The 24,787-nt window shown below is 40.6% G+C and carries 23 protein-coding genes; 12 read left to right on the forward strand and 11 right to left on the reverse strand.

The window, feature by feature from the left end; translation table 11 throughout:
• Window positions 1-3: 3 nt before the first annotated feature.
• A complete protein-coding gene (locus IQ236_RS02845) occupies window positions 4-600 on the forward strand; it encodes a CPBP family intramembrane glutamic endopeptidase (protein ID WP_309235793.1) in 597 nt (198 codons plus the stop codon).
• Between the two features lie 144 nt (window positions 601-744).
• Here the strand turns inward: IQ236_RS02845 and IQ236_RS02850 are convergent, their stop codons facing one another.
• From IQ236_RS02850 to IQ236_RS02860, 3 genes are all read right to left on the reverse strand, one after another.
• Window positions 745-2,100, reverse strand: a complete 1,356-nt coding sequence (locus tag IQ236_RS02850; RefSeq protein ID WP_193867879.1) for an NCS2 family permease — start codon at window positions 2,098-2,100, stop codon at window positions 745-747.
• A 116-nt stretch (window positions 2,101-2,216) separates the two neighbouring features.
• Complete coding sequence (psaC, locus tag IQ236_RS02855) at window positions 2,217-2,462, reverse strand: photosystem I iron-sulfur center protein PsaC (protein WP_072717065.1); 246 nt, start codon at window positions 2,460-2,462, stop codon at window positions 2,217-2,219.
• Between the two features lie 325 nt (window positions 2,463-2,787).
• Window positions 2,788-3,684, reverse strand: a complete 897-nt coding sequence (locus IQ236_RS02860; protein ID WP_193867880.1) for a CoB--CoM heterodisulfide reductase iron-sulfur subunit B family protein — start codon at window positions 3,682-3,684, stop codon at window positions 2,788-2,790.
• A 286-nt stretch (window positions 3,685-3,970) separates the two neighbouring features.
• Here IQ236_RS02860 and IQ236_RS02865 point away from each other — a divergent pair, with 286 nt between their 5' ends.
• From IQ236_RS02865 to kaiC, 4 genes are all read left to right on the forward strand, one after another.
• On the forward strand, window positions 3,971-5,095 hold the full coding sequence (locus IQ236_RS02865) for an aldo/keto reductase (protein WP_193867881.1): 1,125 nt from the start codon (window positions 3,971-3,973) through the stop codon (window positions 5,093-5,095).
• Window positions 5,096-5,263: 168 nt separating this feature from the next.
• Window positions 5,264-6,145, forward strand: coding sequence for a circadian clock protein KaiA (locus IQ236_RS02870; RefSeq protein ID WP_407676136.1), 882 nt, complete (start codon window positions 5,264-5,266; stop codon window positions 6,143-6,145).
• 77 nt (window positions 6,146-6,222) lie between these two features.
• Window positions 6,223-6,525, forward strand: a complete 303-nt coding sequence (gene kaiB, locus IQ236_RS02875; RefSeq protein WP_072717063.1) for a circadian clock protein KaiB — start codon at window positions 6,223-6,225, stop codon at window positions 6,523-6,525.
• 206 nt (window positions 6,526-6,731) lie between these two features.
• Window positions 6,732-8,282: a circadian clock protein KaiC gene (gene kaiC / locus IQ236_RS02880; RefSeq protein ID WP_193867882.1), complete on the forward strand. Its 1,551-nt coding sequence runs from the start codon at window positions 6,732-6,734 to the stop codon at window positions 8,280-8,282.
• Window positions 8,283-8,641: 359 nt separating this feature from the next.
• Here the strand turns inward: kaiC and IQ236_RS02885 are convergent, their stop codons facing one another.
• Window positions 8,642-9,820 carry a DNA sulfur modification protein DndB gene (locus IQ236_RS02885; RefSeq protein ID WP_193867883.1) on the reverse strand — a complete coding sequence of 393 codons (1,179 nt, stop codon included), beginning with the start codon at window positions 9,818-9,820 and terminating at the stop codon, window positions 8,642-8,644.
• A gap of 328 nt (window positions 9,821-10,148) precedes the next feature.
• A complete protein-coding gene (locus IQ236_RS02890) occupies window positions 10,149-11,708 on the reverse strand; it encodes a DGQHR domain-containing protein (protein WP_193867884.1) in 1,560 nt (519 codons plus the stop codon).
• A 155-nt stretch (window positions 11,709-11,863) separates the two neighbouring features.
• Between IQ236_RS02890 and IQ236_RS02895 the strand changes: the two genes are divergently transcribed.
• From IQ236_RS02895 to IQ236_RS02915, 5 genes are all read left to right on the forward strand, one after another.
• A complete protein-coding gene (locus IQ236_RS02895) occupies window positions 11,864-12,847 on the forward strand; it encodes an HNH endonuclease (RefSeq protein WP_193867885.1) in 984 nt (327 codons plus the stop codon).
• 36 nt (window positions 12,848-12,883) lie between these two features.
• Window positions 12,884-14,461 carry a DNA phosphorothioation system sulfurtransferase DndC gene (gene dndC / locus IQ236_RS02900; protein ID WP_193867886.1) on the forward strand — a complete coding sequence of 526 codons (1,578 nt, stop codon included), beginning with the start codon at window positions 12,884-12,886 and terminating at the stop codon, window positions 14,459-14,461.
• Window positions 14,462-14,569: 108 nt separating this feature from the next.
• Entirely contained in the window at window positions 14,570-16,555 is a 1,986-nt protein-coding gene (gene dndD / locus IQ236_RS02905; protein ID WP_193867887.1) for a DNA sulfur modification protein DndD, read from the forward strand.
• 177 nt (window positions 16,556-16,732) lie between these two features.
• Window positions 16,733-17,134 carry a DNA sulfur modification protein DndE gene (gene dndE, locus IQ236_RS02910; protein WP_072717058.1) on the forward strand — a complete coding sequence of 134 codons (402 nt, stop codon included), beginning with the start codon at window positions 16,733-16,735 and terminating at the stop codon, window positions 17,132-17,134.
• A 193-nt stretch (window positions 17,135-17,327) separates the two neighbouring features.
• Window positions 17,328-17,849: a late competence development ComFB family protein gene (locus tag IQ236_RS02915; protein ID WP_309235790.1), complete on the forward strand. Its 522-nt coding sequence runs from the start codon at window positions 17,328-17,330 to the stop codon at window positions 17,847-17,849.
• A 322-nt stretch (window positions 17,850-18,171) separates the two neighbouring features.
• Here IQ236_RS02915 and ftsZ read toward each other — a convergent pair whose 3' ends face one another.
• Together ftsZ and IQ236_RS02925 are read right to left on the reverse strand one after the other, a co-directional pair.
• Window positions 18,172-19,452 (reverse strand): cell division protein FtsZ, encoded by a 1,281-nt coding sequence (gene ftsZ, locus IQ236_RS02920; protein WP_072717056.1) that lies wholly within the window; start codon window positions 19,450-19,452, stop codon window positions 18,172-18,174.
• Between the two features lie 272 nt (window positions 19,453-19,724).
• Window positions 19,725-19,943 (reverse strand): hypothetical protein, encoded by a 219-nt coding sequence (locus IQ236_RS02925; RefSeq protein WP_190517554.1) that lies wholly within the window; start codon window positions 19,941-19,943, stop codon window positions 19,725-19,727.
• 203 nt (window positions 19,944-20,146) lie between these two features.
• Between IQ236_RS02925 and IQ236_RS02930 the strand changes: the two genes are divergently transcribed.
• A complete protein-coding gene (locus IQ236_RS02930; RefSeq protein ID WP_193867888.1) occupies window positions 20,147-20,560 on the forward strand; it encodes a peptide chain release factor 1 in 414 nt (137 codons plus the stop codon).
• An 8-nt stretch (window positions 20,561-20,568) separates the two neighbouring features.
• Here the strand turns inward: IQ236_RS02930 and IQ236_RS02935 are convergent, their stop codons facing one another.
• The 3 genes from IQ236_RS02935 to IQ236_RS02945 all read right to left on the reverse strand — a co-directional run bounded on the left by IQ236_RS02935 (window position 20,569) and on the right by IQ236_RS02945 (window position 23,617).
• The gene (locus tag IQ236_RS02935; protein ID WP_193867889.1) at window positions 20,569-21,258 is read right to left on the reverse strand and encodes a hypothetical protein; all 690 of its coding nucleotides are present in this window, start codon (window positions 21,256-21,258) and stop codon (window positions 20,569-20,571) included.
• A gap of 23 nt (window positions 21,259-21,281) precedes the next feature.
• Window positions 21,282-22,124, reverse strand: a complete 843-nt coding sequence (locus IQ236_RS02940; RefSeq protein ID WP_193867890.1) for a TlyA family RNA methyltransferase — start codon at window positions 22,122-22,124, stop codon at window positions 21,282-21,284.
• A 248-nt stretch (window positions 22,125-22,372) separates the two neighbouring features.
• Window positions 22,373-23,617: an RNA-guided endonuclease InsQ/TnpB family protein gene (locus tag IQ236_RS02945; RefSeq protein ID WP_193867891.1), complete on the reverse strand. Its 1,245-nt coding sequence runs from the start codon at window positions 23,615-23,617 to the stop codon at window positions 22,373-22,375.
• Between the two features lie 141 nt (window positions 23,618-23,758).
• Between IQ236_RS02945 and IQ236_RS02950 the strand changes: the two genes are divergently transcribed.
• Window positions 23,759-23,959 (forward strand): hypothetical protein, encoded by a 201-nt coding sequence (locus tag IQ236_RS02950; protein WP_193867892.1) that lies wholly within the window; start codon window positions 23,759-23,761, stop codon window positions 23,957-23,959.
• Between the two features lie 260 nt (window positions 23,960-24,219).
• Here IQ236_RS02950 and apcB read toward each other — a convergent pair whose 3' ends face one another.
• The gene (gene apcB / locus IQ236_RS02955; RefSeq protein WP_190517547.1) at window positions 24,220-24,729 is read right to left on the reverse strand and encodes an allophycocyanin subunit beta; all 510 of its coding nucleotides are present in this window, start codon (window positions 24,727-24,729) and stop codon (window positions 24,220-24,222) included.
• Window positions 24,730-24,787 lie beyond the last annotated feature (58 nt).

Below are 24,787 nucleotides of genomic sequence, written 5' to 3' on the forward strand. Positions count from 1 at the left end.
AGCGTGGTAGAACAAAAAACACCGAACAATTTTGAACTCGAACCTTTAACCCGAACTCAAGTTTTAGTAGCGATGGGGGGAACCGCTATTGTCTTATTAGCGATCGCTAAAGCTTGGTTACATTTGAGTCGTGTGACCCTTTTACCTGTGACTTTTTCTGCAATTAGTTTAGGGTGGGGTTTAGGTGTCGGGTTAATCATTACAATTGCCAGTTTTATCCTGTATCGTATCTGGCCGGCTTATAGTCGCAGTGCGAATATTTATTTAAAATTAGTCCTGAGTCCTTTATTATGGCCGGATTTAATTTGGTTAGGTTTATTACCCGGACTCAGTGAGGAATTATTATTCCGAGGGGTAATGTTATCGGATTTGGGATTAACGCCTTTAGCATTAGTGGTTTCAAGTATTGCTTTTGGGGTTTTACATTTTAGCGGTTCTCAACAATGGCCCTATGTAATTTGGGCAATTATTGTCGGGTTTCTGTTGGGGTATAGTGCGATCGCAACGGGTAATTTATTAGTTCCAATTATTGCCCATGTTTTGACTAATTTTATGTCCGGTTGTTTATGGAAATTAAAATATATTGGGGGGAAATCTTGAAAATCAGTTATCAGTTATCAGTTATCAGTTATCAGTTATCAGTTGTAGGGGCGGGGTTCCCCCGCCCGTACTCAGTTATCAGTTTGGGGTTTAAGTATTTGGTTGAAATTGTGACAGATAAAACTTTAACCTTATATCCCCGGCTTATTTTCCCACAAAAACAAACTTTAAAATAAAAATAATTGCTAAAATCCACATTGCTATATTGGTTTCGTGGAACTTGCCTTGAAAGGATTTAATTAGGGGATAAGTAATTAAACCAACTCCTAAACCGTCTGCAATGGAATAACTTAAGGGCATGATAAAAATCGTGAGAAATGCCGGAATTGATTCTGCGGGGTCATCCCAATGAATATATCGTACACTTCCCATCATTAACACCCCGACAATAATTAAAGTCGGTGCCGTTGCAAAACTAGGAATTGCGGATAATAGGGGAATAAAAAATATTGAAATTATGAATAAAATAGCTACAACAACAGCCGTTAATCCACTTCTTCCGCCTTCAGAAATTCCCGATGCAGATTCAATATAAGTTGTTACCGTAGACGTGCCAAAAATTGCCCCCGTAGTTGTTCCTACTGCATCAGCCATAAACGCTTCTGTAACACGCGGAAATTCCCCCTGTTCGTTAATATAACCTGCTTTCATTCCTAATCCCGTTAGGGTTCCCACCGTATCAAATAAATCCACAAAGAAAAAGACAAAAGTAATCGTAAAAATCTGTAAAAAATTCACTTGTAAAACTTCTTTTAACCCCATAATTCCTTGACCGAATAAATCAACAGGTAATTGAGGTAAACCGATAATTCCTTTAGGCCAGGGGGCGATTCCTAAAATCCATCCTAACCCGGCTGTCGCTAAAATTCCTAATAATAAAGCTCCGGTAACTCGACGAGCCATTAAAGCCGCCGTGATTAAAATTCCAGCCATTGTAATTAATACAGTCGGGTCATTTAAGTTCCCTAATGTTGTAGTTGTAGCTGCATCCGTGACAATAATTTTTGCACCTGTTAAAGCAATATAGGCAATAAATAAACCAATTCCGGCGGCGACGGCGTGTTTAATACCTTCAGGAATAGCAGTGACAATTTGAGTTCTAAATTGACTCAGGGTTAAAGCAATAAAAATTAAGCCTTCAATTAAAATAGCAGCTAAAGCGACTCGCCAAGGAATACCTAATCCTAAGACCACAGAAAAGGCAAAATAGGCATTTAATCCCATTCCCGGTGCTAATGCAAAAGGATATTTAGCATATAACCCCATAACTAACGTTGCTAAAGCAGAAGCTAACGCCGTTGCGATGACTAATTCTCCAAATAAATCCCCCGATGTTTGGAGAAAAATAGCATTAGATAAAATAGCAGGATTAACGACTAAAATATAAGCCATCGTTACAAAAGTTGTGACTCCGGCTAAAATTTCAATCCTAAAATTAGTCTGGAGTTCTTGAAAGTTAAAAAAACGAGAAATGGCGTCTAAACTAGAATTAGAATTCATAAAAAAAGAAAAAAGAGGGGGTAAATTCCGCCCTCTGTGAAGATTGAACTCCCTGGAATCTTCCCGGTGGAAGTCAGGAGTTAGAATTGATAAAAACACCCGGTTTTGGGCAGAGTTTAGTAAGCTAGACCCATGCTACGAGTTGTTTCAGCACCGAGATAAACCCGAATACTTAAAAAGTCTGTCGGACAAGCTGTTTCACACCGTTTGCAACCTACACAGTCTTCGGTGCGGGGCGAAGAAGCAACCTGACCCGCTTTGCAGCCATCCCAAGGAACCATCTCAAGGACGTCAGTGGGACAAGCGCGAACGCATTGGGTACAGCCGATACAGGTATCGTAAATTTTGACTGAATGAGACATTGAATGATTTCTCCAGTAGATATCAAAATGTTACAAGTTCTGCCCTGAATACAGGTTAGAAGTCCAGCTTAACTTGACACTCCTGCGAATTAACTTCGAGGGATTCTTAAAAGAGTTTTACTCCTAAAGACGATGCCAACCAGCTAGTACCCACTTTGGTAAAACCATCGTGGCTATTTTTCTATGAGCGGAATCATCCCATATATTCCATCACAATACCCCAGTGTTTCACGTCCAATACACATAAGGCGATAAAACTTTAAACAATGTAATACTTTGGTTGACTATTGGCCCTTGACCCTTGACCCTCAGAGGGAAATAGCCCTCACCGAATTTTCTCTAAAACCGACTGGGTGGAGACAACATGGCGGTCTAAACCCAGTTGTTTAGGGTCGATACCCAGGGCAAGGGCCACTAATTGGGGAAGATGGAGAACGGGTAAACCCAAGGGACGACCGATGACTTTTTCCACTTCCGGTTGGCGGGAATCTAAATTAAGATGACAGAGGGGACAAGGTGTGACCAAACAATCTGCACCGTTGTCAATGGCATCTTGAATTTGTTTTCCGGCCATTTGAAAAGCTGATTCTGTGGCGTAACTCGACAAAGGCCAACCGCAACATTGGGTTCTACCCCGATAATAAACAGGAGTCGCCCCAACCGCCCGAAACAAATTTTCCATAGATTCCGGTTGATGGGGGTCATCATAGGGGAGATGGGTTTGAGCGCGTAAGAGGTAACAGCCATAAAAGGCAGCACACTTCAAACCGGAGAGTGTGCGTTTGACTCTTTGTTGAATTTCGGCTAAACCATAATCGGCGACTAAGGCCCAAAGCAGGTGTTTAACTTCCGTTGTCCCCTGATAGGGGGAACATCCCTCTTTACTGAGTAATCCATTCACCTTTTCAATATAAGCCGGATCTGTATTTTGAAAGTCCTTTAACCGTTCATCAACGTGACCAATCACCCCTTGACAGGTACTGCAATGGGTGAGTAAAGGTAAATTTAATTCTTCTGCTAAAGCAATATTACGGGCATTGACGGTATCCTCTAAGAGCCGAGAATCTTCTTTAAAGGTTCCCGAACCACAGCAGGATGCCTTTTTCAGTTCAATGAGTTCAATGCCTAAAGTTTGGGCGAGGACTTGCGTAGACTGATACAGTTCTCGACAAGCTCCTTGGGCAACACAGCCGGGAAAATAGGCATATCTCAAGGATGGCATAGAAACAACCTTCTCTACTAACGACAGGGGCATTGGAAATCGCCCTTGATCTTCCATCATCTCTTGTACTGACGAGGATAGGGGGAATTAAGAATGAAGAATTAAGAATTGAGGCGTTGGGGTGTTTTTCGATTAAGGTTTCACTCCCTCACAAGGGATGGGTGCCGAATTGAAGGATTTTATCTTCATGAGTAACAAAATAGTAATAAAACGAGAAGACCGAAAGGAAACGTTTAAAATAGAGAATATAACCCAAGTTTCAAGCTTTTATTCAACCTAGAACCGTATGAAAATTTTAGGGAAAGCGACTTTAGCAGGAACCCAAAGATATCGAGACCGACATCAGCAAGACTGTGTAGCGGCTCATTTTCGACAAGCTAATGATTGGGTTGTTAGTTCAATTGGGATTGGCACTTATTTAGGTGTGCCGGACTCTCATACCGATGATCTCGTTACTGATGCCATTATCGAGTCAGTTGAAAATGGAATTAACTTGATTGATACGGCAATTAATTATCGCTATATGCACGCTGAATGGAGCGTTAGTGATGCGTTATTGGCTTTAATCCGGGATGAAACCATATCCAGGGATGAATTAGTAATTTGTACAAAAGCAGGGTTTATTCCTGATGATGAGCGCATTAGTTGGTTTTATTCTCGATATATTGAAAACCGTAAATTTTCCATTGAACCCCAGGATTTAGTTGCCGAATGCCACTGTTTACACCCGGAATATATTTGGGATCAACTGGAACGAAGTTTAGATAATTTAGGGGTAGAAACCATTGATATTTATTATCTCCATAACCCGGAAATGCAACTTTCGGAAGTCTCACCAGAAATTTTTTATCACCGTCTCCAACTTGCCTTTGAAGTATTAGAAAAAGCCGTCAGCCAAGGCAAAATTAGTGCCTATGGGTTAGCCACTTGGGATGGCCTGCGAGTGCCACCCACCGCATTCAACTATTTAGATTTAGCCAAGGCTAAAGCATTAGCAAGTCAAGTCACCTCTGAAGGCCAGGATCATTTCAAATTTATTCAGTTACCGATTAATGCAACAATGCTAGAGGCCTTGGTTGAACCGACTCAGCACGTTAAACGGACATGGCTTCCGACTTTAGAGGCTGCCCATCGTTTAGGATTATCAGTGATTTCTAGTGCCTCCCTTGGCCAAACAAAAGCCATTGGTCACATTCCAGACGTCCTGCAACAGGGACTCCATCAGACTTCCTTAACCCCGACCCTACAGGCCCTTCAGTTTACCCGTTCCTGTCCCCGCTTATTGACGGCTTTAGTGGGAATGAAAACCGTAGATCATGTTACAGAAAATTTAGCGTTAACTCGGATTAAACCCATCGCGGCCAAATTTTATCAACCTTTGACTCACCGGGAGGTGAAAACCGTTTCTTGATCTCAGAAGTAGGATTTTTCTAGGGAATCGTTAAAAAATAGTTACAATTCGTGATTAAATATTATATAGGATTAAACAATCTTAGTAATGGAGCAATTGGCTCTGACTGATTTGTTCGGTGAAAACTTAGTCCCAACCTCCCCAACTGTGTGGCGTCCACAGCTATCCATCGGTGTTTTTGTGCCGACTGTGGGACTGGCTAATATTGTCATGTCCCATTTACAGAATGATAGTTATACAGCAGTGCAGATTCAGTCTGTTGAAGCCTTTGTCCAATTCATGGCTCAAGAAAGACAGCAACTCGATTGTATCGTTCTTGAGGATAATTCCGATTTGCTGGCTCTGAGCCAATATCTCCACAATCAGTCTATTTCTGTACCTGCGGTGATTATCACAGCACAACCCCAACTGATAGAGCGTTTAACGACCCTATCAGATTCTTCAGATGAAACTCCATTACAGGGAGTATCCTCACCTTATTTCTACCAGTGTACCGAGGTACGAATCGGGGACAATCAACTCAATCAGATTCCCGCTTATATTGATAAAGCGATTAGTCAATTTATTACCAATGCGATTACAACTCGCCTCACCGAACAATCTGCCAGTGGTGACGCACCGACAGAGCTAACGAATTTTATCATTCGTCAACAACGTCGCCTAGTGAGTAAACTCCATGAGCGTTTAGGATACTTGGGTGTGTACTATAAAAGAAGCCCCCAAAATTTTATTCGTAATATGGCCCCTGCTGAACGGCAGGAATTTATTGATCAACTCAAGACCAAATATCGCCAAATTGTTCTCAGTTATTTTTCAGCCGATCAAAGTTTGAATAATAAAATTGATGAATATGTAAATTTGGCTTTTTTTGCTGATGTTCCTGTCACCCGAATTGTGGAAATTCACATGGAGTTAATGGATAATTTTTCTAAACAGCTTAAATTAGAAGGAAGAAGCGAAGATGTTTTATTAGACTACCGCTTAACTTTAATTGACACCATTGCCCATTTATGTGAAATGTATCGCCGATCAATTCCTAGAGATTCCTAGAAATAGTAATTGAACCTTGATCTTTAACGATAAAATAAGTTTTTCCTACCCCATCTAACACCGGTCAATCAACATCTATGAGTCCTCTTAAAAAAACCTATGTCCTCAAACTGTATGTGGCGGGGAATACTCCCAACTCAGTCCGAGCATTGAAAACCCTTAAAGACATCTTAGAACAGGAATTTCAAGGGGTTTATGCCTTAAAAGTCATTGACGTTCTCAAAAATCCGCAACTGGCAGAGGAAGATAAAATTTTAGCGACTCCTACCCTGTCTAAAATCTTGCCTCCTCCGGTGCGGAAAATTATTGGGGATCTCTCAGATCGAGAAAAAGTCTTAATTGGACTCGATCTTCTCTATGAAGAACTAATGGATGAGTAAATCTGGACTTAAAATCGATTCTGGAGGGTAAGGACAAGGTAAAATAGATTACTGATGTCCGTCAATTCTGATCCACCCTTACCAACTGCTGGGAACTCTTGGTTGAGAATGATGACTTGATCCCCTACTGTTCCAGATTTTGTGGTAAATGTAGCAAAAGTCTCACAGGTTCATCGATCAGAGCCCTATCCTTTAAGATAAAAATTATGAGTGAAAGTTCTCAGGAAACCAAAAGCAATGGACGTAAACTGATAGGGGTGCAGAAAATCCGCACCATGATTGAAGGTTTTGATGATATTAGTCATGGCGGAATGCCCATTGCCAGAACAACGTTAGTGAGCGGGACATCAGGAACCGGAAAAACCTTGTTTGCGGTTCAGTTTCTCTACAATGGAATTACCTATTTTGATGAACCTGGGATCTTCGTCACGTTTGAAGAATCACCTACAGATATTATTAAAAATGCTTCTAGTTTTGGATGGGATCTCCAACAATTTATTGATGAAGGAAAGTTATTTATTTTAGATGCTTCTCCTGACCCAGAGGGGCAAGATATTGTAGGAAATTTTGACCTATCAGCTTTAATTGAGCGGATTCAATATGCTATTCGTAAATATAAAGCTCGACGGGTTTCGATTGATTCGGTAACGGCTGTTTTCCAACAATATGAAGCCGCAGGAGTGGTTAGACGAGAGATTTTCCGCCTGGTGGCGCGATTGAAACAGGTGGGAGCGACCACGATTATGACAACGGAACGGGAGGCAGAATATGGCCCGGTGGCGCGATTTGGGGTGGAAGAATTTGTTTCCGATAATGTGGTTATCTTTCGGAACGTTTTAGAGGGAGAACGGCGACGACGGACGGCGGAAATTCTCAAATTGCGGGGGACAACCCACATGAAGGGGGAATATCCGTTTACGATTACTAATAATGGGATTGGGATCTTTCCTCTGGGGGCGATGCGCCTGACTCAACGCTCTTCCAATGCCCGGGTTTCTTCGGGAAATCCCACCCTCGATCTGATGTGTGGGGGTGGGTTCTTCAAAGATTCAATTATTTTGGCGACGGGAGCAACGGGTACGGGTAAAACCTTATTAGTTAGTATTTTCCTACAGGATGCCTGTAAAAATGGTCAACGAGCCATGCTATTTGCTTATGAAGAATCTCGCGCTCAGTTATTTAGAAATGCGAGTTCCTGGGGGATTGATTTTGAAGAAATGGAAAGCAAAGGCTTACTGAAAATTTTATGTAGTTATCCTGAATCTGCGGGATTAGAAGATCATTTACAAATTATTAAATCGGAAATTTCTGAGTTTAAACCCGCTCGAATTGCGATTGATTCGTTATCGGCTTTAGCACGAGGGGTGAGTAATAACGCTTTTCGTCAATTTGTAATCGGGGTAACGGGTTATGCCAAACAGGAGGAAATTACAGGCTTTTTCACGAATACAACGGATCAATTTATGGGTTCCCATTCGATTACGGATTCTCATATTTCAACGATTACGGATACGATTTTGATGTTGCAATATGTGGAAATTCGCGGAGAAATGTCCCGTGCCTTAAACGTGTTTAAGATGAGAGGATCTTGGCATGATAAAGGGATTCGAGAATATACGATTAGTGATCACGGCCCTCTGATTACTGATTCTTTCCGAGATTATGAACGGATTATTAGTGGTTCTCCGACCCGGATTGCGGTGAATGAAAAGAGCGAGTTAGGTCGTATTCTTGGAAAGATTGAGTCTGATGAATAATAGGCTCCTGTAGAGACTAGCCATGCTTAGTCTCTACCTGGGATTTAGGGATCATCGGCAGTATATCCAACCTTTCAACTTCTCCGAATATTTACCCAGTTAATTTTTGTCACCGGAATCGGGTTTGGAGACCAAACCCCTACGGTTTTGCGTATTGATTAAATAGTCAAGTGTATAGACGAATTACCCCTTTCAATATTATCTCCTCGGCGGCGGGTTTTGTCAACCCCCTGCATTCTTCTCTTTAGACATCAGCCTAATTAGAAATCTGACGACAGCAAGGGAAGAGTTGATAGTTTGTTACGCCTATCAAGATATTGGCAGGGGACTTAATGCGTTACTTTTACCGACCTTTTTGATTAAATCCAACCTAAATGAGCTTTAGCTGTATTAACCGCTATTTTAATATTAGTAGAACTCAGTGAAATTTTGTAAGGATTATCTGGCTTTTTGGGAGTCGGATCAATTGTAATCACATTACCTCTCCAAAGTTCACTTTCTCTTGACCAGTCAAGGGCTGCTAATTCAGAGACTTTTTCTAAATCAAAGGTATGGCTATATTGATCATAGGTTACATGAAGCAACCGTCCTAAAATTTCTAATCCAATACTCACCCCTAAAAGGCATTTATCTTTAAAAATAGCGACTTCATCAATCGTTAAATCATCTTTAGGAGTTTTTGCAATGTGTTGAGTATAAGGACATTCTTCAAAGAATTGATTTAGACAACTTGCTAATTGTTCTGAAGCTAAATCTACATTATAATCCGTTAATTCATCACTAGGATTATCAGTAAAAACACAACTGACAAAGCGGACAATATAATTCATTGTATAAATTAACCTGTCTTTATTCGCAGGACTTGCTTTAATTCTTTCGGTTTTTTCTTTAAAGATCAATACAGACTCAACTAAGTGTTTGGTAATCCCAATTCTGCCGGAAAACTCTCCAAAAGAAACTAATAAAGATTTATCTAGCTGTTTGGTTTGTGCCATGTCTCGAAAATCCGTTTGACATTGATTAAAATCACTTTCTAATACTAAAGTAATGGGAAAATCATGATCAGCAATAAATTCGGCTGTAGCTATATTTTCGATTAATTCATGAATTGCCCGTTTGCGATGTTGACCATCGGTAATATCGAGTTTTGTTGTTCGGGGAATAATGATAAAACATATCCCTCGACCTAATTCTATAATTTCAATTTTTTCAGGATCAACATTAGCGGTTAAGGTTCCAATAATCCAAGGTTTATCTTGGCTGACTCGTTTTTTAATATAGTCTTTAATTTCTTCCGCATGACCTTTAACTTCCGGGCGATTTTTTCCAGAATCTGGATCATTATTTAATGAAGGTTTTGCTTGTAATAAGGTTGCTAAATCACGGGCTGGAACGTTAATTTGAATCATTTGGCGTTTGCCTTGCTGCAAACTTAAACCCAGATAGCACTGCTGGCGATAATTTTGACTAAAAAGATGTTCTAATACGGAACGAATGGCTTGGGTTAATTCCGAAATATCAGGGTTGTCTGTATTCATTTTAACGAGTCGATAAATACGATTACTTTTTTATTTTAAATCTTTTTCTGACATTTATACAAAATAGTTGCTTTTTTAATTCCCTAAAAAAACCTTCTTTATTGAACATCAAGGTTTTCAAAAGTATGCGAATATTTACGGAGTTACTTGTTTAAAATATAAAATATCCGTATTTAGAATTGTCCTAACTGTAATTTGTAGCACTATAATTTAAGAATTGACTAATTAATCAAGCGTATGTACAAACTCCCCCTTACAACATTGTCTCTTGTGCCGGGGGTTTTGTCAACCCCTCCCCCAACAAACAAAATTTTTTCACAGAAAACCGCTACAAAATTTCGGGTAAACCGACTTCTCTGGGTTTGACAAATTGACCCTCAAAACTCACGGCTTTATTCTCAAACGTCCTAGCATCCGCTAAGGCTTTGCGTAACTCAGCGCATTCCATCGGTTGCTGCATTCCCCCTAATAAATAAATGAGTAACTTCGCCGCCAACTCTTTTCCCGCTACCCTCACCCGGCGTTTATTGGGGTCATATAATACCCCATACCACAGCGAGTCAGGATATTCCATGCCACTAAAGCCGCCAGCGTTATCAAATTCTTGCAATTTCTCAAAAATCTCTGTTACCGACCGTTGTTGATAAAACACCAACACCCCCAACGCCGCAGCTACCGCCACTTGACCCACAGGACGAAACAGTAAATTTCCCTCCCCTCCAGGTTTCTCAAAGCTAAACCGACGCAAAGCTGGAGTTTCCCAACCTTGTTCTAACTTTTGATAACTGGGTAAACTCGCCATGCCATCAAAAAATTGTTTTAACTCCTCAATACCTGCTTCTAATTCTGCTTCGGTGGGTCGCCGGGGAATTAACCCAGATTTTGCAGCTTTCCAGTGGGGAAATTTGGGGGTTAAATACCGTTGACCCATATCGGTTAACGCTTGCAGGGTGGTTAAGACCGTTGACTTAGAGGCGACTGTGGCACTATCCCAATTAATTCTAGGGTTGCGTCCGGGTTTATCGCAAAATAAAGGATGGGAAACAGCCACCTGACGAGTAACAATAGAAAACCCATCATCTTCATCCAATAGTGCCAACTGTCCTTTACTAAGTTTGACAGCCATTAAGTTAACGTGAACAAAAATAGACCTTACCCGTTGTCTAGCTTCAGCGCGAGTTTCCCCCTTCACCACTGCGGGAATAAATTCAACTCCGATGGTTTCTTGGGATAACTGTTGTAATTGTTGGGGAGTGATACCGAATTTTTGGCTAAGTTCTTTAACGGTAATAGCATCCCCGATGGGTTTTTTCTGTTTAGTGTAGGGTTGTAAACGTCCTGTCCGCAGGAGTTGCATTAACCCTTGTATCCCCATTAAGCGATGTTGTCCATCTAAAGCAAACACGGATACATCACTCGACATCTGCAATAGTCCCAGTTTTCCTTGGCTGTCGAGGGGGAGAAATTCGATGGCGGACTCGATGGCCCGTCCGTGTTTATCCCATTGAGCGGCTTTGGGGTTATCGACCCAGGCGGGACTGAGGACAACTAACACCGCAGGGAATTTATGGTCTTTATGGTTAGTGAGATATTGGGTTAAGGTGGCTTGACGTGACCAGTCGAGGGGACGTTGGAAAATTTCATCAACGGTTTCAGCGTCGCGTTTGACGTTAACTGTTGCGTCTAAATGAGGTTGAAATAAGGGGAGTTGGGACGCAAAACCGACTTTGGCGGCTATCCATTCTAGGGTAACAGAACTGATAAAGGTTTCGGTTCCGGCCATTTGGGTTTTTTGAACCAGTAGGCTATCTGCTTGTTGTAGATAGGGTTTCAGCAGTTTTGCTATTGTTTCTTGGGCTTCGGAGTTAAGTCGGGTTTCAGTATCCATCAGAGATATGTTGCTAAATGAGTCAATAAATGCTATAGTAACTAAAAATGGTTTTTAAAAATTTAACTAAGGTTTTTAAAAACCACTTTCTGAGTCCTATTTTACTGAAATGGTAAGGTTTTGGGAATATTTGTAATGACTGGAGGGGAAAAACAATGATTACAGGAGGACAACAAGAAAGCAAAAATCTAGTTTACTATAGGAATTGTTTTTCTCAAATTCAAGTCTACAAAAATAACAAAAGAGGCGGTGAAGCTCTCAATCAGCCTATTTTATTATTATCTGTGATTGATGCAATTTCACAAGGTTTAATTACAGAAAATCGTATTTTTATCTCTGACGATTTGATTGATACGTTTAAAAAATATTGGTATGTTTTAGCTTCTGACCCATTTAAAGGTAGTGATTTCGCTTTACCCTTTTTTCATCTTAAAAATGGTAAGTATAAGTTTTGGCATCTTCAATTTAGTTCAGAATATGACGGAGGAAGACCCCAAACAATTCCCAAAATCCGAAAAGATGTTGATTATGCTTATTTAGATCAGGAGCTTTTTAACTTTATTCAAGATACAAATAGTAGAAAGGAATTGATCGATAGTTTAATCAATGCTTGGTTTACTTCTAGCCAAAAAGCTATAGAAGAAATATTGAAGATTAACCAAGATTTAGAAGATTCTAGTTCAGATGATTTAGAAGAAACTTCTGAATCCAATAATACACATGAAAAAAAAATAAAATTTTACCTTAAGAAGTCAGTTGTTAGAGAGGCATTCTTTCGTAAAGCTGTTGTACATCTTTATGATTATAGATGCGCTTTCTGTAGATTACGGGTTACTCGTTCTCTTAGCCAAAGCCTTGTAGATGGTGCACATATTAAACCCTTTTCTAAATTTTATGATAGTAATATCAAAAACGGAATTTCATTTTGTAAAAATCATCATTGGGCTTTTGATCAAGGATGGTTTACAATAGATGATAATTATAAAATTCTAATTGCTCAGGATTTAGACGAAGATTCACCCTATAATAGACCTATGAAAGAATTTAATGGGGAGTTAATTCTTTTGCCTGATTCCGAATTAAGTTTTCCTCGTATTGATTCACTAATATGGCATCGTCAGAATATATTTAGAGCATAATTAAAGGTTTCGTATTACAACGGAGGTGGTGTTAAAATGACAGAAACTCTAATTAACCTTGAATCTAAAAGCACAGTTGAACAATTTATTGATTCTGTTGAAACATTAACTCAAGAAATCCAAGATTTATACTTGCAAGAACAATGTCCTTTAATTATAGGATGGAGTGGAGGAAAAGACAGCACTTCTGTACTTCAGCTTATTTGGAATTCTATTGCAGCATTACCCGTTGAACAACGGACAAAAACAATTCATGTTATTACCAATGATACCTTGGTTGAAAATCCAATAATTTCTACTTGGGTGAAAAGATCTTTAGAACAAATGCAATTAGCAGCTAAAGAGCAAGAAATGCCCATAGAAACACATCTAACTTATCCAGCCATTCAAGATACATTTTGGGTCTGTTTAATTGGGAAAGGTTATCCGACTCCTAGACAACGATTTAGATGGTGTACAGATCGCTTAAAAATACAGCCCGCAGATTCATTTATTCAAGAAGTTCTTAAAACCAATCGTGAAGCGATCTTAGTTTTAGGAACTCGCAAAACTGAAAGTATTCAAAGATCAATGAATATGGCAAAGCATCGACAACGAAGGGTTCGCGATCGCTTAAATACAAATCCTCGTCGTCCTGATTGCTTAGTTTATTCTCCGATTGAAGATTGGCGAACTGACGAAGTTTGGATGTATTTAATGCAATGGGAAAACCCTTGGGGTCTGGATAATAAAGAATTATTTGCGATGTATCGAGGTGCAACCGCAGATAATGATTGTCCCCTGGTTGTAGATACTTCTACTCCTAGCTGTGGAAGTTCTCGGTTTGGTTGTTGGGTTTGTACTTTGGTGACCAAAGATAAATCAATGGAGGCAATGATTATTAATGATGAAGCTAAAGAATGGATGCAACCCTTATTAAATCTCCGTAATGAACTAGATCCTAGCAATGATCGAGATAAACGGGATTTTAGACGATTATTTGGAAAAGTTCAACTGTTTGAACGTAATGTTAACGGTGAAATATCTGTTGAACCTATTCCGGGGCCATATACTAAAAAATGGCGAGAACATTGGTTAAGAAGGGTATTAGAAGCACAACAACAAATTAGACAAACAGCACCCGAAGAATATCGAGATATTACCTTAATTACAATAGGAGAATTGAGTGAAATTCGGCGAATATGGTTAGAGGAAAAACATGAATTTGATGATAGTTTACCCAAAATTTATGAGGAAGTTATGGGAGAAGCCTTTGAAGACCCCCGTATCGGTGCGGGAAATCATGTCCTCGGTGGAGATGAATGGCAAATTTTAGAGGAACTCAGTGAAGGGGATGGGATGTATATGGAACTAATGGCAAAATTAATGGATACTGAACGTCAGTATAAAACAATGGCGAGACGGACGGGAATATATGATGATTTAGAACGCTGTTTTGAAACCAGTTCTCGACCGCAACAGGATGCTATTGAGAATGCTCATTATGAACGCAATTTAAAAGAAGCCGCAAAAACCGGAAGTGTTGAACAAGTTAAGCAAGCTGTTGAGGGCAAAAAAGCCGACCCTCCTCAACAGTTAAGTTGGGCAACTTTGAAATTTCAAAACCCTTCTTAAGGTTAACAGGTTAACAGGTTGACAGGTTGACAGGTTAACAGGTTAACAGGTTGACAGGTTGACAGGTTGACAGGCAAGATGCCTGTTCCACATATCCTTATTTTAATTATGATTTTCCTAGAATTAACAGTCGAAAACTTTGGCCCCTATCGAGGTAAACAAGTCATTGATTTACGTCCTCAAATTAATGATAATGTTATTAGCCCTATTGTGTTATTCGGTGGTATGAATGGGGGTGGGAAAACAACTTTAATGGATGCGATGCGACTGGCACTTTATGGACAACGGGCTCAATGTTCAACACGGGGAAGTTTAAGTTATCCTGACTTTCTCAAACAAGCGGTTAATAAACATACCCTACCCCATGAAGAAACCAGTGTCGAACTGTTATTTGAACATATCGTTCAAAATATGCAAGTTCAATTTCGGGTCAAACGTCGCTGGACAAGAAACCCGAAAAATGGTAAAGATATTCTAGGAATTTTAATTGATGATTGGCCTGACTCCGCTTGGTTAGAAACCTGGGATGAACGGATAGAAGATTTTTTTCCCATTGGGATTTCTAATTTATTTTTATTTGATGGGGAACAAGTTAAAGAATTAGCAGATTTAGACACACCTCCTACTGTTGTAGTTCAGGCTATTCAATCTTTATTAGGGTTAGAATTAGCAGAACGGTTAGCCCTAGATTTAGATATTTTAGCAAACCGCAAACGTAAACAGTTAGCAGACTCTAAAGAATTAGCGGATTTAGAAGCAATTGAAAACAAGTTAAACCGCTATAAATCAGAATGGGAAAATGCTGAAAAAGCCATATTAAACTTGAAGGAAAAGGCAGGAATAGCTAAAAAAAGGTTATATGCGGCTAAGGAAAAATTTAAACTCGAAGGGGGAAAAATTGCCGGAGAACGTAGTCAATTAGAACAACAGTTAGAACATGAACGAGAGAAAGCTAAACAACAGCGAGATAATCTTTGTGAATTAGCTGGAGATTATTTACCTTTGGCGTTAATTACTCCTCTATTATTACAAGCTAAAACCCAAGGAGAACAAGAGTTAAATTGGCAAAAAGCAAAAGTTGCTCAAGATGTTATTAAAGAACGAGATCAACGTTTATTTCAATATTTAGAACAGCTTAATATTACTCTAAAACAATTAGAAAATATTAAGTTATATTTAGAAGATGATTATCACAAATTAACCGATAATCCCGAAAATCAAGAAACCCTTTTTTTAGGACTGGATGATAAAGTTCTCCAGCAGTTAAAAACCGTTTTAGAACATCAACTTCCGAGTCAAATTCAATCCTCTCAGGATAGGGTAGAAGCCTTAAGAAGTATTGAAGATGCTATTTCGAGTCTGGATAGACAATTAGCTGTCGCCGCGCCTCCAGAGGTCTATGAACAACTGTTAGAAACCGTATCCCAAGCCCAAACAGAATTAACCAAACTAGAAACGGCTATTGAAGAGGCAGAAGAACGGTGTAAAAAATGTCAAGCTCAGTATGAAAAAGCTAAAAAAGACTTAGAAAAATATAGTCAAAATACGATTGATCGAAAAAATGTTAATCATATTATTGATAGCGTGGCTAAAGTTCAAAGTACATTGAAGGTTTTTAAAGAGAAATTAACTTTGAAAAAACTGAATAAATTAGAAGTAGAAGTAACAGAATGTTTTCGTTATTTATTACATAAATCCGACTTAGTGCATCGAGTTATTATCCAAACAGAAGATTTTAGTTTATCCCTCTATGATCCCCAAGGACAACCTGTTGAGAAACACCGCCTTTCAGCCGGAGAAAAACAACTGTTAGCGATCGCTTTTTTATGGGGGTTAGCGAGGGTTTCCGGTCGCAATTTACCCATTGCCATTGATACCCCATTAGGCCGTTTAGACTCCTCCCACCGTCAAAACTTAATTGAACGGTATTTTCCCGCAGCCAGCCATCAAGTTATTTTACTCTCAACGGATACGGAAATTGCGGAAAAGGAAGTCAACAGTTTACGCGAACAAGATGCGATCGCCCGTGAGTATTTACTCAAATATGATCCAAAACAACGCCAAACCCGCATTGAGCCCGGTTATTTCTTTTAAGAAGATAAGGTTGAGTCTGCAATGTTTCTTTACCAGAGCTTTATAAAACTTCAGTTTAAATCAAGGTTTTGTAAAAAAATACCCTACCTAGATTACAATTCTTCAGTATTTCGGTATAAAATTTTCTATATATAGATTTAAGATCTGTGGATTTCCTGAATTGTCTCTTGAATCAGAATGGAACCCCCCTTAGAGCGAATTCGCCTATCCCTAACGGCGAAGGAGCAACTGACGAAACTTAAGCGAGTCACCAAAATAGAGAATTGGAATATCCTGTGTCGTTGGGCGTTGTGTCGTTCACTAGCAGAGTCAACAATTCCTTCCCCAGTTCCCATACCTAGCGATAGTAATGTTGAAATGACATGGCAAGTTTTTGGGGGTCAGATGTGTGATTTATTACTTCTTGCCCTCAAGCAACGTTGCCATAATGATCACTTAGGAACCGATCCCGAAACCCTCGCCACCCAGTTTCGCCTACACCTCCATCGAGGAATTAGTTACCTAGCCGGTGATCCCAATCTTAAACAGATTGAAGATTTAATCACCCTCACCCAAGCCCAAAACTCCGGCACCCCATAAACCTGCCGAGGTCAGAACCTCGCAAGACTCAGAATGTGTCCCCTATAGCGAATTACGGTTCAGGGGTAACGGTTACTGTTCCCGAATGCCTTTCTCCTCCTTCCGTTATAAAGTCCCCCGTCATTCCCTATCTTTTCGGGAGGATCTCACAGACTTTCAAAATCGTTAAACTAGAAACTAGAGGAGAATCACCGTGACAACACTGAATACCGAATCTGGCTCGGTCAATACTATGGCTATAGGTTCTAACCGCAGATATCACAACGTAATGGAAGACTTAGTAACTGAGGAAGTCAAACGTCAATTAGCTTCTCTTCCGCCACGACTTTCCCAATATATTAAGCGGGTTGAAGTGGAAACCTACGCGCTCAATCGTTTACCGCCACTTTACGCTTCCAGTAAAGAAGGTTGGATGCAGCAACTCAAACGGGGACAGGCAGAGTTTTCCCCCTCGATCAAAACCGCCGTGCGACAAGCGATCGCGGCGGTACAAAGAGACTTGCTGCGACATTCAACTCCTTTATCTCCAGAAGAAGCCACAGAGGTTAATCAAGAGATTCAGAAACAAGAGGCTCCCAAAAGAAATGTACCGCGCTCTGAACCCTGGGAAAATACACCGCCTAATCTTGATCAAAAAGTGGTGCATCGTCATCGTGCTTTTGCCGATAATTACTCGCGCAAAGAAGCTTCGATTCGAGATGGATGGATGGGTTAACTGATTGGGGTATTTTTAGGCGTTGTTTTAGCTCTTGTTTATGGTATTTAAAAGAGGTAAATAAACGGGTAAAAATGCCCGACGAACCTTTGTCCTTTACCGATAGTTAAGGAGTGCTCTAATGGAGAAGTTACATCAAGTTTACTCTGTTGTACAGTTAAAAATATATCCTTCTTAAGGCAGAGATGCGCCACAATTGCCACTGCCAGGGTACAGCCTGACTAAACCTTAATGGTTAACGATTAACTGCTGAGTGTGGGCTGTTGTCAAGTGGAGAGTACCAAATGCCGAGTGTTCGGCTTCCGGTGCTCCCCTGATGGGTCTAACGAGTAGGGGGTTTGCGCCGACGGAGAAAATCAGGAATATCTAATCCGGGTTGGGCTGGGTTAGACGGAGTTTGGGGTTGGGGTGGGTTCCCTGGAGCCGGAATCACCGGAATGGTATTCCCCCGTTGTACATTAACTTCACGGGTTACGGGGATAGCTTGTTTATTGTCTCCTGAAAACCCAGTAGCAATTACCGTGATTTTTACTTCTCCCTGCATCCGTTCATCAATCACAGCCCCAAAGATAATATTGGCATTAGGATCAACCACTTCATAAATCGTTTCAGCAGCCGCATTCACCTCATGTAAGGTTAAATCCGTACCGCCAGTAATATTAAATACAACCCCCTTCGCCCCATCAATGGAGGATTCTAACAAGGGAGAGGCGATGGCAGCAACGGCCGCTTCTCTAGCCCGTGATTTGCCCGAACCAATGCCAATGCCTAATAAAGCCGACCCGGCATCGGCCATCACCGCCCGGACGTCGGCGAAATCCACGTTGACTAAACCCGGAATCGTAATAATATCTGAGATTCCCTGTACCCCTTGACGTAAGACATCATCGGCATAGCGAAACGCTTCCTGTACGGGGGTTTGTTCATTAATCACCGATAACAATTTATTATTGGGAATCACAATTAACGTATCCACACGGGATTGTAAGGCGGCAATTCCCTCATCCGCTTGAGAAATCCGTCGGCGTCCTTCAAAGGTAAACGGACGAGTGACGACCCCAACGGTTAACGCACCGATTTCTTTCGCGACTTCTGCCACAATCGGGGCTCCACCCGTTCCGGTTCCACCGCCTAATCCGGCGGTAATAAAAACTAAATCTGCCCCTTCCAAAGCATGAAGAATTTCATCCCGTGATTCTTCCGCCGCTTTTTGACCAATGGCAGGGTTTCCACCCGCCCCTAAGCCTCTAGTTAATTTCTGACCCACTTGTAACCGTTTTTGAGCTTTCGATAAAGTTAAAGCTTGAGCATCGGTATTCACTGACCAAAACTCAACACCTGTTACCTGGCTGTCAATCATCCGGTTAACAGCATTACCGCCACTGCCACCCACACCAATTACTTTGATCTTTGCAGCATTGCTGGGAATAATATCGCCACTCCAAGATTCTTCGCGGGGCATATCTTTAGAATCATTATTAGGGTTAACTATTCGTTCATTTCTACGGAATGGATTGGCTGAATCTGCTGACAACCAGGGATTCGCTTTTCCTTCAGCATCAGAATTGCCTTGGGTAGACCCCAGATTATTCTTAACTGTCATTTTAATAGGGGAAGTAGATGAATAACGGTTCTATAACTTTAAACCACAGAAACAAAACTACTATAGGGTAAGTTGGTCGAGAAACCAAGCCCTTGAGTGTATTAAACGCCACAAATTAGGAGATATCCTAATCTTTATAAGGTTATAGAGGGAGGGAACAGGGAACAGGGAAAGAAAAGGTTTCATGATTTAGACGTGTCCACCCGTTCACCCTACACCCTATTGAGAGTGCCATTGACTCCCCTGGTCATCTTTTAAATTGTTGGGGCTGATTAATCTTTAAATGACTCAGGAAAATCCGGTAAAACCCAGGTAGGGGGCTGCATTCTTTTCTTACGGACAGCCTCCTCTGCCATTTCTAACATTTGGTCTAAGGAGGTATTGCTGATAAAATTTTCAGTTTCTGGGATATAGTCACGATTGGGACATTTATCCCCTAAAACACAGCCATTGACACAAGCTTCTGCACAATTAATTGATGATGGTTCCATCGGTTTTTCCGCTCCAAGTTGATCGGTTTGAGATTTGGGTTTGCTTCGGGGTTAAGGCTCTGGGTTCTGAACCTTGTGAAGTTCCTGATCCAAAATTCTAACGTGAGTTCAATATAATCAAAAATGGGGGATTGTTAATCCTTTGGTAAAATCCGTTTAATTTGGCAAGTTCGTTAACCGTTACATCTTTTATTAAAATCACTATGAATAAATTTATACAACGTTTTAAGAATTTGCCTTGGATGGCTTTGTGGCAAAGTGTCACCTTGACTTATTTAATCGTTGCGATCGCAGAAGTTTTAATGATTTGGGGAATCACTCAATCCCTAGCCTTGCGAAAAATGATCAAAATTTTATACGCCCCACCCTTAGACTTATTAATTTTATTCGGTGTCGGCGTTGGGGTAGGAGCTTTAGTCATTTATCTCATCGAAATTCTTCCCTCCCAAGTTTTCCTAAATACAACTTGTCTGTGGGTACTTTTCCCCTGTTTATTAATAACTTTATTAATTTATAAATCCATCTTCCCGCCCGTTCTTTTATTAAGTACATCTCAAATCACAATTATGGGAATTTTAATGGGTTTGTTTTGGAAAGGGAGAACTTACTGGAGATAAATCCAAAATTACTTAGCGACAATTCTCAATCCTTCTCGATAATGAGCGATCGCCGTAATCACAGCAACGGCAAAATAAAACACCCGAATCCCCCAAAAACAAACCCCCATAATAATTGTAATTAAAGTTGGTGGAATCCCACTCACCCGAACAAATTTAGAGTTCACTTGTTTTTCTAACCGTTCCAATTCCTGCATCTGAACTTGTCGCGTCGGAATCATCGGAAATTGTCCCGTATATACATAGAAACCAAAAACTCCATCTCGATTAATTCTGCGTTTTAAAAAGTCATCAGCAACGGTTTGGGCTTGGGGAACCGGAATATTATCATCCTGAGCAATATCCCCCACCCAAAGATTGTATTTCACAATCTGAGGAACCGCTAAAATCAGGGGGATTGAAACAATTAGAAAAAATGTACTAATTTTTCGAGCATTAGGAGTGGGTAATAAACCCGTTGCTAATCCTAATCCCATCCCCACAAGAGCAAATACCAAAATATTGAGTAAATCAATAATTTCTAAACCCCGAAGTAAATCGCCAAACATAAAAATAGGGTAAATAAATTTATGGGCGAGTTTCAGGACTAAAACTTTAATTGCAATTGCCACTCCTGCGAGGACAACGACACAGAAGACAAACATGAAAGCGCATAAGATATAAACCGTAATGCGCCTCAGTAGTTTGAAGAAATTCATTGAACGGATTTAGGAGGTTAAGGTTAAGCAGAGGAAGATGCTAGGATTGTCTGGGCTAATTGGGTGATTTGGGCGATGGCTATTTCCGAAGGCAGGGGTTGACCTTCACTGTGTAACCATAACAGATATTCAATATTCCCAGCAGGGCCTTGAATCGGCGACCAAGTTAAACCTCGATATTGCCAGCCTAAGGTTAGGGCGGCACAACCGACTTGAAAGATAGCATGGGCTTGATCTTGAAAATCTCGGACAACGCCTTTTTTGCCCACCCGTTCTTTCCCCACTTCAAATTGAGGTTTTACTAACAGTACCACTTCCCGATTCGGCTTTAACAGTTGCCATAACGGAGGTAGAATTTTGGTTAAGGAAATAAAGGATACATCGACAACAGCAAAATCTGCATATTGTTCTGAAGGTGTATCTGTTTCAACCGTTAACTCTGAGTACAATTGACTAGGCGTTAAATAGCGCAGATTGGTGCGTTCAAATAAAATCACTCGCGGATCATTTCTAATCCCCCAGTCGCATTGTCCATAGCCGACATCAACGCCATAAACTTGTTTTGCCCCTGCTTTTAATAAACAATCAGTAAACCCTCCGGTTGAAATCCCCCCATCGAGACAAATGCGATCGCGCACATCAATCTTAAATTCTGCCAAAGCTTTAGCCAGTTTTTCTCCCCCTCTGGAGACAAAAGGGGCTCGTTGTTTCACTTGAATCTCTGCTTCTGTATTGATTTCAGTACCTGGTTTATCAATAACCTGTCGATTCACCAAAACTTCTCCCGCCCGGATTAATCGTTGAGCCTGTTGGCGGGACTCACATAAATTGAGGTCTACTAATAACGTATCAAGTCGTTGTTTCACAAAAATTGAGAACGATAGAGCAGGATATAGGGAATTAAGAAACGGTTATCGAGATTCAGTGTCTGTACTACTTTACGGTAGAAGTCGATGATCTTAATCACATCAGGAATTGAGATTTATCTTAATTAATCCCTCAAAATATCACTGTTTGCCAAGAAAAATCAGAGGTTAATAGAGAAAGCTAGAGGTTGTATTAAATTTACTAGGATTAATCCTTGACACTCCCCGCTCTGAAGAGACGGGGATTCTTAAGAGATTTTCACTCTTAAAGGCTGAGTCAAACAACCCCTACCCACTCCGGTAAAACCATTGTGGCTACTTTTCTTTCCAATATTGGCAGCACCATTACAATCAGCATTAATCAAATGTCCTTGTTTAGAACAATACAATCCACGTTTAACCCGTTTTCCAGAGAATTGATATTTCTGGGACGGGTCAGGATTGTAGACTGGAATATCATCACCATCCAAGAAACTTGCCTTACTGGTATAAGATTCTTCCTGCTCCTGATATTTCAATCCATATCGTTCACACAAGTTTTTGAGTTTTTGTCTCAAACTCCAGTATGGAATTTGAACAAAATTCTGATTATTTTTCGCTCCGATATTGATTTCTTGTTTGATCCCGGGATTAACGCCAACAATTACCGTTCCAATCTTGTGTTCAATACACCAATTAATCATGTATCGAGCCGATTTGTTCAAATAATCTCTGACAAAATTGTTGCGGTTAAGCGTCAATCTAGCTTGACGTTTTGTGGTTCCCTTGATTTTTTGCAGATCTTTAATACTCTGCAATCTTGCATTTTCCTTGTTGAACCATTGGTTAACGGCTTTAAGTGGTTTACCATCCAAAAGAAAGGATGCCCCAACGGTACTGACACAAGTAGCAAGATTATCAAGTCCCAAGTCAATTGCAATAGCGTGGTCAGGGTTGACCTCTTGAGGTTCGGGTTCTGCTTCTACAACATATTCAATTTCAAAGAATCGCCCATTGTATTTGGGCAGAATTCGCACCTCTTTCAATGTCTTCCCATTCAACCGTTCAGGAAAGGGAAGATGGATAGAACCGAATTCCTTTCTGAATGCGTTAGACATAGGGACTTCAAACCCTCCATTTTTTACCTTGATGCGTGGCATAATCAACGGAAAGTAACCTTCTTTTGGAAGGTATTTGGGCAAACGAATTTGCTCAAATCGATACAATCCTTGTTTTGCTGCTTTAATCAAGTTAAAAAAAGAACGGAACGACCGATCTACCACTTTCAATGTTTGCTGTGCAATATCGGTATTGAGAAGTTTGTAATTCTCGTTATCCTTACATTGATGGTAGTTCGATTCGTATCTCAAGTATTTCTGCTCAGAAAAATAGAACTGTCTAACCGAGTAAAGACCTACATTGTAAAGGTTTTTACTCAATCTACACAGTTCTCTCAAGGCAAGGAACTCTTGCTTACTGAGGTCACGAATTTGACATTTTTGAGTCAGATACATCAATTAGTCCTCTGCCTACAGCTATTATATAGCGAAAGTAGATTTTGGTGTTGACAATCTAATAACTAGGCGGCTAAAGCCGCTAATCGGTTTTCCTCCTTGCTCTGAAGAGACAAGGTTTCCCACCTCTAGGAGGTCTTGATGAAAACCCTTAATTTTTTTCCCCTTGCTAATCAAGAAACTAGCCAACCCTTAACCGTTGCTATTTTAAGTGGAGAAATGATTCATATTATTTATCCCAATGGCAAAGTAGAACTCATAACCCCAGAAAATGTTCAGGAAAATAGAAGTCAACACCATTTGAAAACCTGTATCGTGTGGGGTCGAGTTGAAGACTTTTAAAGATTTATGTTTCAACATGAAGGCTTCGGGATTCCAGTCCACCCTAGCACCTGCTCTGGTGTAGTGAAGATTTTCCTCCCGTCGCAGTCAAATAATCTGGATGTAAAAATGGCATTAGCCCAGAAACCCCTGACAGACAAACCCGTGAAGTTCATCTAATCGGAGGGGTTACGGGCATGAGGGAGCCAAAAGGAAATGAGCGTGATTCCAATGCAATCGCCGAAAAAATGTAGAGACGCGCCATGGCGCGTCTGTACGGATTAAATATCCTGTTCACCCAATTCCCGAATTAAATGCTCAAAAGGTTGTTCTAAATAATCTCCAGTAGGCAGTCCGGCGGCTGCAACTTGTTCAGCCACTAAATCTTTGAGAATACCGATGCCGATCACAGTTGGGCCAACGGGAACATTTAAGGAATTGTAAGTTTCCCGTAATCCTTGGAGTACCCGTTCATCTAAAACATCCATATCTCCAGCCACCAGAGCATAGGTAGCGTAACGCAGATAATAGTCCATATCCCGTAAACAGGCTGCATAACGACGGGTGGTGTAAGCATAGCCACCGGGACGAATCAACTCAGGAACTTGGCTAAACAAAGTAGAACCCGCTTGTTTAACCAAAGTAGCCGCGTTGCTATTAATCACCGCAGCCGCTTGCACCCGTGCCGTGCCCGTCGAAAAATAGGACTTTAATTGATCGATGGCATCTCGATCCAAATAGCGACCCGTTCTGTCGTAATTTTTTATTAAGCTTGTAACGGCGTCTCGCATGAAGGCTATCTCCTTTATAATATCTTTCAATTATTCTGAAGCCGCGACGTGCTGTATT

Source organism: Planktothrix mougeotii LEGE 06226, assembly GCF_015207485.1.
In the GTDB taxonomy this organism is placed as follows: Bacteria; Cyanobacteriota; Cyanobacteriia; order Cyanobacteriales; family Microcoleaceae; genus Planktothrix.

Coding starts and splice junctions, on each gene's coding strand:
- IQ236_RS02850 (WP_193867879.1), bottom strand. CDS start 2,100: ATGAATTCTAATTCTAGTTTAGACGCCATTTCTCGTTTTTTTAACTTT.
- psaC (WP_072717065.1), bottom strand. CDS start 2,462: ATGTCTCATTCAGTCAAAATTTACGATACCTGTATCGGCTGTACCCAA.
- IQ236_RS02860 (WP_193867880.1), bottom strand. CDS start 3,684: ATGCCATCCTTGAGATATGCCTATTTTCCCGGCTGTGTTGCCCAAGGA.
- IQ236_RS02865 (WP_193867881.1), top strand. CDS start 3,971: ATGAAAATTTTAGGGAAAGCGACTTTAGCAGGAACCCAAAGATATCGA.
- kaiB (WP_072717063.1), top strand. CDS start 6,223: ATGAGTCCTCTTAAAAAAACCTATGTCCTCAAACTGTATGTGGCGGGG.
- kaiC (WP_193867882.1), top strand. CDS start 6,732: ATGAGTGAAAGTTCTCAGGAAACCAAAAGCAATGGACGTAAACTGATA.
- IQ236_RS02885 (WP_193867883.1), bottom strand. CDS start 9,820: ATGAATACAGACAACCCTGATATTTCGGAATTAACCCAAGCCATTCGT.
- IQ236_RS02890 (WP_193867884.1), bottom strand. CDS start 11,708: ATGGATACTGAAACCCGACTTAACTCCGAAGCCCAAGAAACAATAGCA.
- IQ236_RS02895 (WP_193867885.1), top strand. CDS start 11,864: ATGATTACAGGAGGACAACAAGAAAGCAAAAATCTAGTTTACTATAGG.
- dndC (WP_193867886.1), top strand. CDS start 12,884: ATGACAGAAACTCTAATTAACCTTGAATCTAAAAGCACAGTTGAACAA.
- dndD (WP_193867887.1), top strand. CDS start 14,570: ATGATTTTCCTAGAATTAACAGTCGAAAACTTTGGCCCCTATCGAGGT.
- dndE (WP_072717058.1), top strand. CDS start 16,733: ATGGAACCCCCCTTAGAGCGAATTCGCCTATCCCTAACGGCGAAGGAG.
- ftsZ (WP_072717056.1), bottom strand. CDS start 19,452: ATGACAGTTAAGAATAATCTGGGGTCTACCCAAGGCAATTCTGATGCT.
- IQ236_RS02925 (WP_190517554.1), bottom strand. CDS start 19,943: ATGGAACCATCATCAATTAATTGTGCAGAAGCTTGTGTCAATGGCTGT.
- IQ236_RS02930 (WP_193867888.1), top strand. CDS start 20,147: ATGAATAAATTTATACAACGTTTTAAGAATTTGCCTTGGATGGCTTTG.
- IQ236_RS02935 (WP_193867889.1), bottom strand. CDS start 21,258: ATGAATTTCTTCAAACTACTGAGGCGCATTACGGTTTATATCTTATGC.
- IQ236_RS02945 (WP_193867891.1), bottom strand. CDS start 23,617: ATGTATCTGACTCAAAAATGTCAAATTCGTGACCTCAGTAAGCAAGAG.
- IQ236_RS02950 (WP_193867892.1), top strand. CDS start 23,759: ATGAAAACCCTTAATTTTTTTCCCCTTGCTAATCAAGAAACTAGCCAA.
- apcB (WP_190517547.1), bottom strand. CDS start 24,729: ATGCGAGACGCCGTTACAAGCTTAATAAAAAATTACGACAGAACGGGT.